Raw genomic sequence first — 13,485 nt, 5'->3', positions numbered from 1 at the left:
CAATTGCTTTAATACCGTAGCCGCTGCCGCAGGCTGCGCTGGCCCCCAGCCTCACTGAAAATCTTCAGTGCACTCGCGGGCCAGCGCAGCCTGGCGGCAGCGGCTACATGGCTGTTACCAGAGCGGCATCACGTAGCTGACGTAGAAGCGGTTCTCGTCCTGGTGGGTCTGGCCGGTCATCTCGGGGTTGGCCTGGGCGTTCTTCCAGGTCACGCCGAGGCCCTTCAGGGTACCGTCCGGCACCACGTAGCTCAGCGCCAGGTCGCGTTCCCATTCGCTGTCGCCACCGCTGGCCACCTTGATCTGGTCACCGTGGGCGTACAGGGCCGAGAAGCCCAGGCCCTTGAGGCCCAGCTGGCCGAAGTCATACTTGTACAGGGCCAGGAAGGTACGCTCGCCGGCGTGCTGGAACTTGTTCAGTTGCAGGTTGGTGAGCGCCGGGGTGTCCGCGCCGCTGCCAGGGCCCTGGCGGGCATCGCCGCTGTTGAGGCCCGAGTCCAGGTACGGGAAGTCGCTGTCGCCGGTGTTCTTCTGCGCGCCCAGGCCGAAGGTGTGACCCATCAGGCTGTAGCTTTCCATGATGCTGAAGGTCGACTGGTTGATGCGGCCCTTGGTGGTGGTGCCACCGTAGTAGCCGGCTGCGCCGTATTCGCTGTCGCCGTCGCCGTTGCCGCCGGTCCCCAGGCTGCGGTAGGCGCGCAGGTCGGTGGCCAGGCTGCCCACTGGCAGTTGGTCGGTGTGCTTGAGGCCCAGGTAGAACTGTTGGTAGTAGTCGGCCAGGTTCGAGTACCAGCCGCTCAAGGTGGTGTCCTTGATGCCGGTGTAGTCGGCGCCACCGTAGCTGAAGCGGTTGCTGCCCTTGGCGCCGCCGCCGGTGATCATGTCTTGGTCGCCGGTTTCGTTGCGGATCTTGGTCTGGGTAATGTTACCCAAGGTGAAAACATAGTTATCCAGGTCCTTCGACACCAGTTGCGCGCCGGTGTTGGTCTGCTGGTACAGACGACCGTCGGTGTTGGCCAGCATCGGGTTGTTCTGGGTCAGGGTGCCGACGCGCAGTTCATCCTTGAGGAAGCGCATCTTGAAGGTCGGGCTCAGCACGCCGAAGTCGTTGGCCGACTTGCCGTCATCCAGCGGGAACATGCTGCCCTGCTGGGAGTTGGAGTCCAGCTTGACGCCGTAGAAGGCCGTCAGGTCCAGGCCGAAGCCGACGGTGCCTTCGGTGTAGCCGGACTTGAAGTTGAATTCGAAGCCCTGGCCCCAGTCGCGCACGCTGTTGGCCTTCTTGTTGCTGCCAACCACGTCGCTGCCCTGTTGGTTCAGGTAGCGGTTGAGCAGCGTCAGGTCTGCATGGCTGTCATCGATGAAGTCGGCGTGTGCACCCAGGGCGGCAGTGCCCAGCATGGCGCCTACCAGGGGACGGACTATCTTCTTGATCATCACGGGTCTCGTTGGAGTCAGTTAAAAAACTGACGCCATTACGGATCCGTTACATGACATTTCAGAGACAAGTTCCATGAAACTACATGAAACAAATTTTAAGTAAATGGCGGAAAGCCAGTATTGGCCCGGCGCCGCTGGGCGGCGCCGGCAAGGCCCTCAGCTGGCAAGCGCGTGAGGGAAGGTGTGGCGATTGTGCTCAAGATCATGGCGCAGCTCGGCGATCAGGTCGGAAATAGCCCGACTGCTGCTGAGCCGATCGGTCGAAATACCGGTCACCATCAGTTGCACCTGGCCGGTGACGGGGTCAGTGACCTGGACCGTCAGCGACTGGTCGGGGGCCACCGTGCAGGTGCAGTGGGCCGGCAGAAAAGCACATTCGATGATATTGCGTAGTTCCAGCGAACAAAGTCCCAGTGTCATCATCTTTGGCATCCTCGCTCAGGCAGTTCGGGCGCGCAGACATGCGCTTGAAATATTGTGTATATACCCTGTCGCAGAGCCTTGCAACGAGTTGGCGACGAGAGTGCCAGCTGCTTTTTTTGCGCTCGCCTTGCGACTCGATAACGGCCACCACCGGCCGCCCGCGCGGCCTGTCGCGACCAAGGTCGGCTCCTACATCTGTTGCAACGTGCCACGGCCTGACAGACCTTGTTGCCCCCCTCAAAACTAAAATTTTCACATTCCATTCACCAGCCCTTAACCTGGCCATCCCTATAGTCCCGGCACTTTCATAGCTCCATGGAGCCATCATGCCGGTAGCCTCTGTCGCCCTCCCCTTGCCGCCACGGCGTTTCGCCCTGCGTCGCCGCGTTGTCGTCATGGGCCTGCTGGCAGTGGTGGCGGCTTCGGCGCTAGGCGGTTGGGCACTGCGCCCAAGCGGCCCGGCCGACCTGGGTGATGGCAAGACCCTGCGCCACTCGGGGCTGCAGGCAGCCTGGAAGGCAGGCAACGTGGCCGTGCTGGTGCGCCACGGCGAGCGCTGCGACCGTTCCGACGGCGCCTGCCTGGGCGACGCCGATGGCATCACCCTGGCCGGCAGCCGCGTGGCCAGCGAAGTGGGCAACAGCCTGCAGGCGCTGGGCATGGCCCAGGCGCAAGTGTTCACCAGCCCCCTGACCCGCACCCGCCAGACCGCGATGTTCATGTTCGGCCAGGCCGCCACGCCCCAGGACTGGCTGATCAACTGCCGGCAGACCATGCTCCAGGACGTGGTGGCGCACAAGCAGCCGGGCCACAACCTGGTGCTGGTCACCCACAGCGAGTGCATCAATGCCCTGGAGAAACAGGCCGGTATTCATGGCGGCAGCGGCCCGGGCTACGCCAGCGCGCTGTTCGTGAGCGTCGACCCGGTCACCGGCACGCCCCATGTGCTGGGCGCCCTGAACCCCAACCAGTGGCCGCGCACGCTGCACCGCCTGAAAGGCTAGACCGCCGCCAGGCGCACCTCGAAGCAGCAACCGTGGGGCTCGCGGCTGGTCAGGGTCACTGACCAGCCCTCGTTCACGCAGATCCGCTGCACCAGCGACAAGCCCAACCCCAGGCCCTCGCCGCGCTGTTCGTCGCCGCGCACGAACGGCTGGAACATCTCCAGGCGCTTTTCCTCCGGAATACCGATGCCGCTGTCCTCCACCTTGAAGCCGCCCGGCAACAGGGTCAGGCGGATAAAACCGTGGTCGGTGTAGTGCCAGGCGTTGCGCAGCAGGTTGCCCATCACCGCACCCAGGAAGGTCTGGTTGTACACCCCCTCCCCCGCGGCTTCCGGCAGGTAGATCAGCTCCAGGCCCTTGTGCTCGATGGGCGTGCGCCAGGTCTCCACCAGCTCCTGGGCCACCTGCACCATGCCGGCGGCCGGGCCACGGCCGCCCTCGGCGTTTTCCGCCCGGGCCAGCAGCAGGAAGGTGTCCACCAGCTGGCGCATGGCGGCGCTGGCGCGGGCAATGCGCGACACCTGCTCACGCGCACGGGGATCCAGGCCGGGGTTTTCCAGCAACAGCTCGCTGGAGCTGGCCAGCACCATCAACGGCGTGCGCAGTTCGTGGCTGACGTCACCGGTGAACAGCTTCTCGCGCACCAGCGCCGAGCGCAGGCGCCCCAGGGTGTCGTCGAAGGAACGGGCCAGGGTGCCGACCTCGTCGGCGGCGTAGTCGGGCGCCAGGGGCGGCGCCAGGTCCAGCAGCTGGTCGCGGTGGCGCACCTGGCCGGCCAGGCGGATCACCGGCGCCATGACCTTGCGCGACAGCAGCCAGCCCAGCAGGATCGAGCCCAGCAGGCTCAGCACGAAGCCGGTGATGACCACGCCGAACAGCAGGCGCTCGCGCTCCTCGAAGCCTTGCTGGTCACGCAGCAGGATGTACTTGCGGCCATTGACCACCCGCACCATGGCGTACCAGCTGCGCTCCAGGCGCTTGACCTCGTGGAAGCCCGGCTCCAGGGCCTGCAGGTCCGGGGGCATGGCCAGGTCGCCCTGGCCGTCGTCGGCGAAGAACAGCTCGTCCTTCTCCGGCCGGTGGGTCCAGTCGTCGCGGTTTTCCATCATCAGCATGCGGTGCAGGTTGCCGCCCAGGCCCGTGGTGGTGAGTTTTTTCTCCACCACATGCACGGTTGCGACAATTCCAACGGCAAAAACGCCAGCCACCAACGTGGTCATCAGCGCGAAGACTACAATGATGCGTTGGGCCAGGCTTTGCCGGGAGTGCTTGGTGCGCCAGCGGGCGACGATCGAATTCATGGGCGGGGGCAGCTCAGCGTCATGCTAGGGGTCTGGAGGGCCAGGCAGTTTACCAGCCCTTGTACCGCAGCCCATGTCAAAGACTTGTGATGAACGGAAAAGCTGGCACCGGGACAGCATTTTCATCTGTCACTCACTCTTTTTTGACACATGAAAATGCACCTTTGACGTATTGAACCATCGGCAGTTTTTCACAGTGGCATTTTCTACGAGCATCTTCAGACATTTCCTACAGACACGTGGGCATTCGTCGACTTCAATGCCTGCCAGGCCTGACAACCCCGATTTTTGTATCAAACAGCAATTGATTCGTTCAGCAAGCGTTCGTTCAGCTTGCGGCGGTAATAATCTCCCTCTATAACGGATGGCCCTGCGACTAAAGTGGGGCATGTATGACGCACGAAGCGCATAAGCCTGTCAGATTCCGAGGATGCCATGAATCAGAGTTTTCTCCCCTTTTCCCGTCCCAGCATGGGTGACCAGGAGATCGCAGCAGTAGAGCAGGTATTGCGCAGCGGTTGGATCACCACCGGCCCCAAGGCCCAGGAGCTGGAGCAGGAATTCGCTCGCCGCGTGGGCTGCGCCCATGCCGTGGCCCTGTCGTCCGCCACCGGCGCCATGCACATCGCGTTGCTGGCCCTGGGCATCGGCCCGGGCGATGAAGTCATCACCCCGTCCCAGACCTGGGTGTCCACCGCCAACATGATCTGCCTGCTGGGTGCTACCCCGGTATTCGTCGACGTCGACCGTGACACCCTGATGTGCAGCGTGGCCGCCATCGAGGCCGCCATCACCCCGCGCACCAAGGCGATCATCCCCGTGCACTACGCCGGCGCCGCCTTCGACCTCGACCCGCTGTACGCCCTGGCCGAGCGCTACGGCATCCGCGTCATCGAAGACGCCGCCCACGCCGTGGGCACCCGCTACCGCGGCCGCGAAATCGGCGCCCAGGGCACCGCAATCTTCTCGTTCCACGCCATCAAGAACATGACCTGCGCCGAAGGCGGGATGTTCGTCAGCGATGACGAAGCCTTCGCCAACCGCGTGCGCATGCTCAAGTTCCACGGCCTGGGCGTGGACGCCTACGACCGCATGACCCACGGCCGCAAGCCACAGGCCATGGTCCAGGAGCCAGGCTTCAAGTACAACCTGGCCGACATCAACGCCGCCATTGCCCTGGTGCAACTGGAGCGCGTCGACGCCATCAATGCCAAGCGCGAGCAGCTGGCCCAGGCGTACCTTGAGCGCCTCAAGCACCTGCCGGTGCTGCCACTGTCGCAACCGGCCTGGCCGCAACAGCACGCCTGGCACCTGTTCATCCTGCGCATCGACCCGGAACGTTGTGGCATTGATCGTGAAACCTTCATGAAAGGTCTTCAAGATCAAGGCATTGGCACCGGCATCCACTTCATTGCCACGCACTTGCACACCTGGTACCGCCAGAAGTTCCCGGACGTGCAGCTGCCCAACACTGAGTGGAACTCGGCCCGCCTGTGCTCCATCCCGCTGTTCCCCGACATGACCCTCGACGATGTCGAGCGCGTTGCCTGCGCCATTGAGAAAACCCTGGAACACCGCCCGTGAGACCTTATCCGATCAACACCGTGTCCATCGTGATACCGGTGTACAACGAAGAGCAGAGCCTGCCGGAGCTGCTGCGCCGCACTGAAGCTGCGTGTGCGCAACTGACGCAGAAATATGAAATCGTGCTGGTGGACGACGGCAGCCGCGACGCCTCGGCAGACATCCTCCAGGACGCCGCCGAACGCCCGGGCAGCCCGGTGGTGGCGGTGATCCTGAACCGCAACTACGGCCAGCACGCGGCGATCATGGCCGGTTTCGAGCAGTGCATCGGTGACCTGGTGATCACCCTCGACGCCGACCTGCAGAATCCGCCCGAAGAGATCCCCAACCTGGTCGCCCAGGCTTCGCTGGGCTACGACGTGGTCGGCACCGTGCGCAACAACCGCCAGGACTCGGCCCTGCGCCGCTGGCCGTCGAAGCTGATCAACCTGGCCGTGCAGCGTTCCACCGGCGTGGCCATGAGCGACTACGGCTGCATGCTGCGTGCCTACCGCCGCAGCGTGGTCGACGCGATGCTGGCCTGCCGCGAGCGCAGCACCTTCATCCCGATCCTGGCCAACAGCTTCGCCCGCCACACCACCGAGGTGCTGGTGCAGCACGCCGAGCGCGAGCACGGCGACTCCAAGTACAGCCCCATGCGCCTGATCAGCCTGATGTTCGACCTGGTCACCTGCATGACCACCACGCCGCTGCGCCTGCTGAGCGTGGTCGGCATCGGCATGGCCGCCCTGGGCGTGCTGTTCGCCGTCGCGCTGATCCTGCTGCGCATGATCTACGGCGCCGCCTGGTCGGGCCACGGCACCTTCGTGCTGTTCGCCGTGCTGTTCGTGTTCACCGGTGCGCAGTTCATCGGCATGGGCCTGTTGGGTGAATACCTGGGCCGCATGTACAGCGACGTCCGCGCCCGTCCGCGGTTCTTCATCGAAAAGGTGCTGCGCAGCAACGAACCGGCTGGCGGCAACACCGAACCTCACCCTGAAACCTCGATTTCCATTTCTTCCAGCAAGGCTGCCTCATGAACCAGAAAGCTGTTGTCTTCGCCTACCACGATATCGGCTGCGCCGGCATCAACGCCCTGCTTGAGGCAGGCTACGACATCGCCGCCGTATTCACCCACGCCGACGATCCCAAGGAAAACAACTTCTACGGCTCGGTGGCGCAACTGTGCGCACGCAAAGGCATCCCGGTGCACGCCCCGGAAGACGCCAACCACCCGATCTGGATCGAGCGCATCGCCAAGCTCGACGCCGACTTCATCTTCTCGTTCTACTACCGCAACCTGCTGAGCGAGGCCGTGCTGGCCTGCGCCAAGCAAGGTGCGTTCAACCTGCACGGCTCGTTGCTGCCACGCTACCGCGGCCGCGCACCGGCCAACTGGGTGCTGGTCAAGGGCGAAACCGAGACCGGCGTTACCCTGCACCGCATGGTCAAGCGTGCCGACGCCGGCGCCATCGTTGCCCAGCAACGCGTGGCCATCGAGCGTTCCGACACCGGCCTGAGCCTGCACGCCAAGCTGCGTGACGCCGCCACCGCGCTGCTGAACGAAACCCTGCCGCTGCTGGCCAAGGGTGAAGTCACCGAGACCGCCCAGGACGAGAGCCAGGCCACCACCTTCGGCCGCCGCACCCCTGCCGACGGCCTGCTGGACTGGAGCCGCCCGGCCGAAGAACTGTTCAACCTGGTGCGCGCCGTCACCCAGCCATACCCGGGCGCGTTCTGCGCCGTGGGCGAGCACAAACTGATTGTCTGGAGCGCCGAAGTGGTCGCCGGCAACCAGGGCTTCGAGCCTGGCCACGTGATCAGCGTCGAACCGCTGCGCATCGCCTGCGGCACCGACGCCCTGCAAATCACTGCTGGCCAGCGCAACAACGACGGCCTGTACCTGAGCGGCCCGCAACTGGCCCGTGAACTGGGCCTGGTGGAAGGCTCCAAGCTGATCGGCAAGGCTGCCGGCCGCCCTGTGCGCCGCACCCGCGTGCTGATCCTGGGCGTCAACGGCTTCATCGGCAACCACCTGTCCGAGCGCCTGCTGCGCGACGACCGCTATGAAATCTACGGCCTGGACATCGGTTCCGACGCCATCGAGCACCTGCGCGGCAACCCGCGTTTCCACTTCGTGGAAGGTGACATCAGCATCCACTCCGAGTGGATCGAATACCACATCAAGAAGTGCGACGTGGTGCTGCCGCTGGTCGCCATCGCCACCCCGATCGAATACACCCGCAACCCGCTGCGCGTATTCGAACTGGACTTCGAAGAAAACCTGAAAATCGTCCGTCACTGCGTGAAGTACAACAAGCGCGTGATCTTCCCGTCGACTTCCGAAGTCTACGGCATGTGCCAGGACAGCCACTTCGACGAGAACACCTCGAACCTGATCGTCGGCCCGATCAACAAGCAGCGCTGGATCTACTCGGTCTCCAAGCAACTGCTGGACCGCGTGATCTGGGCCTACGGCGACAAGGGCCTGAAGTTCACCCTGTTCCGTCCGTTCAACTGGATGGGCCCACGCCTGGACCGCCTGGATTCGGCCCGTATCGGCAGCTCGCGCGCCATTACCCAGCTGATCCTGCACCTGGTGGAAGGCACCCCGATCCGCCTGGTGGACGGTGGCGAGCAGAAGCGTACCTTCACCGACGTCGACGACGGCATCGAAGCCCTGGCACGCATCATCGAGAACCGCGATGGCAAGTGCGACGGCGAGATCATCAACATCGGCAACCCGACCAACGAAGCCAGCATCCGCCAGCTGGGCGAAGAGCTGCTGCGCCAGTTCGAAGCTCACCCGCTGCGTGGCAACTTCCCGCCGTTCGCCGGCTTCCGTGAAATCGAGAGCAAGGCGTTCTACGGCAACGGCTACCAGGACGTGACCCACCGCACCCCGAGCATCGAGAACGCCCGTCGCCTGATCGACTGGACCCCGACCATCGAGCTGAGCGAAACCATCGGCAAGACCCTGGACTTCTTCCTGCGCGAAGCCATGATCGAAATCGAGAGCAAGCGTTAATGCAGGCAGGTCTGCGCATCGACGTCGACACCTACCGAGGCACCCGTGAAGGGGTGCCGCGGTTGCTCGAACTGCTCGACGAAGCCCAAGTGAAAGCGACGTTCTTCTTCAGCGTCGGGCCGGACAACATGGGGCGCCACCTGTGGCGCCTGATCCGCCCGCAGTTCCTGTGGAAGATGTTGCGTTCCAATGCCGCAGGCCTGTACGGCTGGGATATCTTGCTGGCCGGCACCGCCTGGCCCGGCAAACCAATCGGTCGCGACCTGGGGCACTTGATGCGCCAGGCCCGCGACGCCGGCCACGAGGTTGGGCTGCACGCCTGGGATCACCATGGCTGGCAGGCCAACACCGGTCGCTGGAGCGACGCGCAACTGCACGAGCAGATCCGCCGGGGCGTGGAAACCCTGAACGATATCCTCGGGCAGCGCATCGACTGCTCCGCTGCCGCCGGCTGGCGCGCCGACGAACGCGTGGTACAGGCCAAGGAAGACTTCGGTTTCCGCTACAACAGCGATTGCCGTGGCACCCACCTGTTCCAGCCACGCCTGGCCGATGGTTCGGCCGGTACCGTGCAGATCCCCGTGGACCTGCCCACCTTCGACGAAGTGGTGGGGCCAACGGTGAGCGCCCAAGGTTTCAACGACTACATCCTGGAACGCTTCAAGCCTGGAGGCTTGAACAACTACACCATTCACGCCGAGGTTGAAGGGATTCTGATGGCTGACGATTTCCGCCGCTTGCTGGCAACGGCACGCGAGCGACAGATACAGTTCCAACCTCTGGGGCAACTGCTGCCTGCGGACACCACCGCCCTGCCGGTGGAACAACTGACCCGCGGCGCCCTGGAAGGACGCGAAGGCTGGCTTGGGGTTCAACGACCATGATCCAGCGCTGGACCCTGCCCGTCTTGCTGCTTGCATTCGGGCTCTTCTATCTGCTGCCACTGCCCTTCCACGGGCTGTGGATTCCCGATGAAACCCGCTACGCGCAAATGAGCCAGGAAATGCTGCTGACCGGCAAATGGGCCGCGCCGCACTTCATGGGCTTGCGTTACTTTGAAAAACCCGCCGCCGGCTATTGGCTGATCGCCATCGGCCAGTGGCTGTTCGGCCAGAACCTGTTCGGCGTGCGCGTGGCCTCGGCCCTGAGCCTGGGCCTGAGCGCGCTGCTGACCTACCTTGTGGCCAACCGCCTGTGGGCCGACAAGCGCCAGAGCGTGATCTGCGCGGTGCTGTACATGAGCTTCGGCCTGGTGGCCGGCCAGGCCGGCTACGCCAACCTGGACCCGCAGTTCACCCTGTGGGTGAACCTGAGCCTGGTAGCTTTGTGGTTTGCCGTCGACAGCCGCACCACCAACGCGCGCCTGCTGCACTGGGGCCTGCTGGGCGTTGCCTGTGGCATGGGCTTCATGACCAAGGGCTTCCTGGCCTGGGTGTTCCCGGTACTGATCGCCGCGCCGTGGATGATCTGGCAGAAACGTTTTGGCGAGCTGGTGCGCTTCGGCCTGTTCGGCGTGCTGGTGGCGGTGCTGGTGTCGGCGCCGTGGGCGCTGATGGTCAACCAGCAGGAGTCTGACTTCTGGTCGTTCTTCTTCTGGCACGAGCACATCCGTCGCTTCGCCGGCGACGACGCCCAGCACGCCCAGCCAATCTGGTTCTACCTGCCGCTGCTGGCCGCTTCGAGCCTGCCCTGGGCGCTGCTGCTGCCGGCCACCGTGCGCCAGGCCTGGGCCACCCGCCGCGAGCCCAAGGTGCTGTTCGTGCTGCTGTGGCTGTTGCTGCCCCTGGCCTTCCTGAGCCTGAGCCGCGGCAAGCTGCCCACCTACATCCTGCCGTGCATGCTGCCCCTGGCGCTGCTGCTGGGCCACCTGCTGAACCAGGCGCTAGCCCAGGGCAAGACCCTGATGCTGCGCAGCAACGCCGTGCTCAACCTGGCCATGGGCGTCATCGGCCTGGCCGCCATCGCCTGGCTGCAGCACAAGAAACCGGTGTACGTGGACGAGCCGCAGCACCTGGCGCTGATCGTCGTGGCCCTGTCCAGCGTGGTGCTCGCCAACGCCCTGGCGCTGCTCAAGCCTTTGCGTCTCTGGGCTGCCCCGGCCGTGGGCATGGGCCTGCTGATTGCATTGCTGCCCGCCGCGTTGCCGAACTCCATCGTCAACAACAAGACCCCGGACGCGTTCATCGCCGAACACACCGATGAACTGCGCCAGGCCCACACGTTGCTGGCCAACGACCTGGGCGCTGCCTCGGCCCTGGCCTGGCACACCGCGCAACCCACCGTGTACCTGTACAACACCGTGGGCGAGACCAAGTATGGCCTCAGCTACGCCGACTCCAGCGCCCGCGAGGTGCAACTGGATCAGGTGCAGGCGTGGATGACCGACGCCCGCCGCCAGGGTTCGGTGGGCGTGGTCATGCGGGTCAAGAGTGATGACGAGCTGCATGAGGTCGACCTGCTGCCCAAGGACGGCAAGCGCTTCGTGCAAGGCAGCCTGATGATCTTCATTTTCGACCAGACGCCGCCATGATCTTCCTTCTGTTGCTGGCGGCCTGCACCCTCACCTGCCTGGGCCAGATCGCGCAAAAACTGGCGGTCGAGGCCTGGCGCGACGCCCCGGCCGGCGGCGCCCTGGCCAAGCTGGCCACGCCGTGGCTGTGGCTGGCGCTGCTGTGCCTGGGCCTGGGCCTGCTGCTGTGGCTGCTGGTGCTGCAACACCTGGAGGTGGGTATCGCCTACCCCATGCTCAGCCTCAATTTCGTGCTGATCACCCTGGTGGCGCGCTTTGTCTTTCGCGAGCACGTGGACGTGCGCCACTGGCTGGGCGTGGGCGTGGTCATGGCCGGCGTGCTGCTGTTGGGGTGGCAGGCATGAGCCGCGCCCAGGGTTTTGCCCTGGCGGGCGGCAGTGTGCTGCTGGTCAGCACTGCGCAACTGGGCATGCGCTGGAGCATGACCCGGCTGCCGGTGCCGGCACAGTGGCTCGACACTCTGCTCGCCGGCCCGGTGCCCTGGCTGGCGCTGGGCGTGGTGATGGTGGCGATCTTCGCCTACGCCCTGTCCATGCTGTGCTGGCTCGGCGCGCTGCAGCACCTGCCCCTGGGCCGTGCCTATTCGCTGCTGAGCATCAGCTACGCCCTGGTCTACCTGCTGGCAGCCTGCCTGCCAGCGTTCAATGAACATTTTTCGCTGTTGAAAAGCCTCGGGGTGACGCTGGTCGTGCTCGGGGTGCTGATCATCAACTCGCGACGTACACACGGCAACAAGTCCATAGGATCTGCGCAATGAAAATCAGTGTTATCGGTAGTGGTTACGTAGGTCTGGTGCAAGCCACCGTGCTGGCCGAAGTGGGTCATGACGTGATCTGCATGGACATCGACCAACACAAGGTCGACCAACTGTCCAAGGGCCACGTGACCATTTTCGAGCCGGGCCTGTCGGCGCTGGTGCGGGAAAACCTGGACAACGGTCGCCTGCACTTCACCAGCGACGAGAAGCTGGCCATCGAGCACGGCGAAGTGCTGTTCATCGCCGTCGGCACACCCTCGGGCGATGACGGCTCGGCCGACCTCAAGTACGTGTTCTCGGTGGGCGACGCCATTGCCCGCCACCGCGTGGAGCCGCTGATCGTCGCGGAGAAATCCACCGTGCCCGTGGGCACCGGCGACGCCCTGCAGAAGCACATCAACGAAGCCTTGGCGAAAGCCGGCCGCACCCTGCAGTTCGATATCGTCTCCAACCCCGAATTCCTCAAGGAAGGCTCGGCGGTGCGTGACTGCCGCCGCCCGGACCGTATCGTCATCGGCTGCGAGCGCGAGGAAGTGCGCGACGTGATGCGCGACCTGTACGCGCCGTTCAACCGCAACCACGACCGTATCCTGTTCATGGACCTGCGCAGCGCCGAGCTGACCAAATACGCCGCCAACTGCATGCTGGCCACCAAGATCAGCTTCATCAACCAGATCGCCGAACTGGCCGAGCACCTGGGTGCCGACATCGAGGCCATTCGCCTGGGCATGGGCGCTGACCCGCGCATCGGCTACGACTTCATCTACGCCGGCTGCGGCTACGGCGGCTCGTGCTTCCCCAAGGACATGCGCGCGCTGATCCACACCGCCGAGGCGGCCAACTGCTCCAACGACCTGCTGCAGGCCGTGGAAGCCATCAACGAGCGCCAGAAGCACAAGCTGTTCGAGCGGGTGAAAGCCTACTTCAAGGGTGACCTGAAAGGCCGCACCTTCGCGGTCTGGGGCCTGGCCTTCAAGCCCAACACCGACGACATGCGCGACGCCCCGAGCCGCGAACTGATGGAAGCCCTGTGGGCCGCCGGCGCCCAGGTGCGTGCCTTCGACCCCGAGGCCATGCAGCAGACCCAACTGCTGTACGGCGAGCAGCCGAACCTGATGCTGATGGGCACCCCGGAAGCTACCCTGAACGGTGCCGACGCGCTGATCATCTGCACCGAATGGCAACAGTTCAAGGCCCCGGACTTCGACCTGATCCAGAAGCGCCTGGCGCAGCCGGTGATCTTCGACGGCCGCAACCTGTACGACGTTGACCGCCTGGCGCAAAAAGGCATCACCTACTTCCCGATTGGCCGCGGCGAATCCTGCAGCCTGCCGATCCCGCACCAGAAGTGGGTGTAAACCGATAGCAGCGACTGCCTTGAAACGGCGTCGCCTGCATCGCGACTAAAGTCGGCTCCTACGCCGTGCGTGGTAGGAGCC

The 13,485-nt window shown here is 64.5% G+C and carries 12 protein-coding genes; 9 read left to right on the top strand and 3 right to left on the bottom strand.

Going from position 1 to position 13,485, the window contains the following annotated elements:
• Positions 1 to 114: 114 nt before the first annotated feature.
• Positions 115 to 1,437: an OprD family outer membrane porin gene (locus AC0Z2B_RS15120; RefSeq protein ID WP_476297641.1), complete on the bottom strand. Its 1,323-nt coding sequence runs from the start codon at positions 1,435 to 1,437 to the stop codon at positions 115 to 117.
• A 159-nt stretch (positions 1,438 to 1,596) separates the two neighbouring features.
• Complete coding sequence (locus tag AC0Z2B_RS15115) at positions 1,597 to 1,863, bottom strand: DUF1652 domain-containing protein (RefSeq protein WP_416425468.1); 267 nt, start codon at positions 1,861 to 1,863, stop codon at positions 1,597 to 1,599.
• Between the two features lie 326 nt (positions 1,864 to 2,189).
• Between AC0Z2B_RS15115 and pmrG the strand changes: the two genes are divergently transcribed.
• Positions 2,190 to 2,867 (top strand): lipopolysaccharide core heptose(II)-phosphate phosphatase PmrG, encoded by a 678-nt coding sequence (gene pmrG / locus AC0Z2B_RS15110; RefSeq protein ID WP_416425469.1) that lies wholly within the window; start codon positions 2,190 to 2,192, stop codon positions 2,865 to 2,867.
• Here the strand turns inward: pmrG and AC0Z2B_RS15105 are convergent.
• Positions 2,864 to 4,168: a sensor histidine kinase gene (locus tag AC0Z2B_RS15105; protein ID WP_476297639.1), complete on the bottom strand. Its 1,305-nt coding sequence runs from the start codon at positions 4,166 to 4,168 to the stop codon at positions 2,864 to 2,866. The two genes, pmrG and AC0Z2B_RS15105, sit on opposite strands and share 4 nt — an antisense overlap.
• Before the next feature lie 435 nt (positions 4,169 to 4,603).
• On the opposite strand from AC0Z2B_RS15105, the gene arnB reads away from it, so the two are divergent.
• The 8 genes from arnB to AC0Z2B_RS15065 are packed head-to-tail and all read left to right on the top strand — an operon-like array spanning position 4,604 to position 13,404.
• The gene (arnB, locus tag AC0Z2B_RS15100) at positions 4,604 to 5,752 is read left to right on the top strand and encodes a UDP-4-amino-4-deoxy-L-arabinose aminotransferase (RefSeq protein ID WP_476297637.1); all 1,149 of its coding nucleotides are present in this window, start codon (positions 4,604 to 4,606) and stop codon (positions 5,750 to 5,752) included.
• A complete protein-coding gene (gene arnC / locus AC0Z2B_RS15095; RefSeq protein ID WP_473003407.1) occupies positions 5,749 to 6,771 on the top strand; it encodes an undecaprenyl-phosphate 4-deoxy-4-formamido-L-arabinose transferase in 1,023 nt (340 codons plus the stop codon). Before arnB ends, arnC begins: the two co-directional genes overlap by 4 nt.
• Positions 6,768 to 8,759, top strand: a complete 1,992-nt coding sequence (gene arnA, locus AC0Z2B_RS15090) for a bifunctional UDP-4-amino-4-deoxy-L-arabinose formyltransferase/UDP-glucuronic acid oxidase ArnA (RefSeq protein WP_476297635.1) — start codon at positions 6,768 to 6,770, stop codon at positions 8,757 to 8,759. Before arnC ends, arnA begins: the two co-directional genes overlap by 4 nt.
• The gene (gene arnD, locus AC0Z2B_RS15085) at positions 8,759 to 9,643 is read left to right on the top strand and encodes a 4-deoxy-4-formamido-L-arabinose-phosphoundecaprenol deformylase (RefSeq protein WP_416425474.1); all 885 of its coding nucleotides are present in this window, start codon (positions 8,759 to 8,761) and stop codon (positions 9,641 to 9,643) included. The genes arnA and arnD overlap by 1 nt, the downstream gene beginning before the upstream one ends.
• Positions 9,640 to 11,289, top strand: a complete 1,650-nt coding sequence (arnT, locus tag AC0Z2B_RS15080; protein WP_476297633.1) for a lipid IV(A) 4-amino-4-deoxy-L-arabinosyltransferase — start codon at positions 9,640 to 9,642, stop codon at positions 11,287 to 11,289. Before arnD ends, arnT begins: the two co-directional genes overlap by 4 nt.
• On the top strand, positions 11,286 to 11,633 hold the full coding sequence (arnE, locus tag AC0Z2B_RS15075) for a 4-amino-4-deoxy-L-arabinose-phosphoundecaprenol flippase subunit ArnE (protein ID WP_476297631.1): 348 nt from the start codon (positions 11,286 to 11,288) through the stop codon (positions 11,631 to 11,633). Before arnT ends, arnE begins: the two co-directional genes overlap by 4 nt.
• Positions 11,630 to 12,046 (top strand): 4-amino-4-deoxy-L-arabinose-phosphoundecaprenol flippase subunit ArnF, encoded by a 417-nt coding sequence (gene arnF / locus AC0Z2B_RS15070; RefSeq protein WP_476297629.1) that lies wholly within the window; start codon positions 11,630 to 11,632, stop codon positions 12,044 to 12,046. The genes arnE and arnF overlap by 4 nt, the downstream gene beginning before the upstream one ends.
• Positions 12,043 to 13,404 (top strand): UDP-glucose dehydrogenase family protein, encoded by a 1,362-nt coding sequence (locus AC0Z2B_RS15065; protein WP_476297627.1) that lies wholly within the window; start codon positions 12,043 to 12,045, stop codon positions 13,402 to 13,404. Before arnF ends, AC0Z2B_RS15065 begins: the two co-directional genes overlap by 4 nt.
• Positions 13,405 to 13,485: the final 81 nt, after the last annotated feature.

It is taken from the genome of Pseudomonas sp. GYB4201 (genome assembly GCF_056312595.1).
This window is presented reverse-complemented; position numbering and strand designations above follow the sequence as displayed.

What these genes read in the sequence shown, in the direction of transcription:
- arnA (WP_476297635.1), top strand. Translation starts at nt 6,768, where the DNA reads ATGAACCAGAAAGCTGTTGTCTTCGCCTACCACGATATCGGCTGCGCC.
- arnF (WP_476297629.1), top strand. Translation starts at nt 11,630, where the DNA reads ATGAGCCGCGCCCAGGGTTTTGCCCTGGCGGGCGGCAGTGTGCTGCTG.
- AC0Z2B_RS15120 (WP_476297641.1), bottom strand. Translation starts at nt 1,437, where the DNA reads ATGATCAAGAAGATAGTCCGTCCCCTGGTAGGCGCCATGCTGGGCACT.
- AC0Z2B_RS15105 (WP_476297639.1), bottom strand. Translation starts at nt 4,168, where the DNA reads ATGAATTCGATCGTCGCCCGCTGGCGCACCAAGCACTCCCGGCAAAGC.
- arnT (WP_476297633.1), top strand. Translation starts at nt 9,640, where the DNA reads ATGATCCAGCGCTGGACCCTGCCCGTCTTGCTGCTTGCATTCGGGCTC.
- arnE (WP_476297631.1), top strand. Translation starts at nt 11,286, where the DNA reads ATGATCTTCCTTCTGTTGCTGGCGGCCTGCACCCTCACCTGCCTGGGC.
- arnB (WP_476297637.1), top strand. Translation starts at nt 4,604, where the DNA reads ATGAATCAGAGTTTTCTCCCCTTTTCCCGTCCCAGCATGGGTGACCAG.
- AC0Z2B_RS15065 (WP_476297627.1), top strand. Translation starts at nt 12,043, where the DNA reads ATGAAAATCAGTGTTATCGGTAGTGGTTACGTAGGTCTGGTGCAAGCC.
- AC0Z2B_RS15115 (WP_416425468.1), bottom strand. Translation starts at nt 1,863, where the DNA reads ATGATGACACTGGGACTTTGTTCGCTGGAACTACGCAATATCATCGAA.
- arnD (WP_416425474.1), top strand. Translation starts at nt 8,759, where the DNA reads ATGCAGGCAGGTCTGCGCATCGACGTCGACACCTACCGAGGCACCCGT.
- pmrG (WP_416425469.1), top strand. Translation starts at nt 2,190, where the DNA reads ATGCCGGTAGCCTCTGTCGCCCTCCCCTTGCCGCCACGGCGTTTCGCC.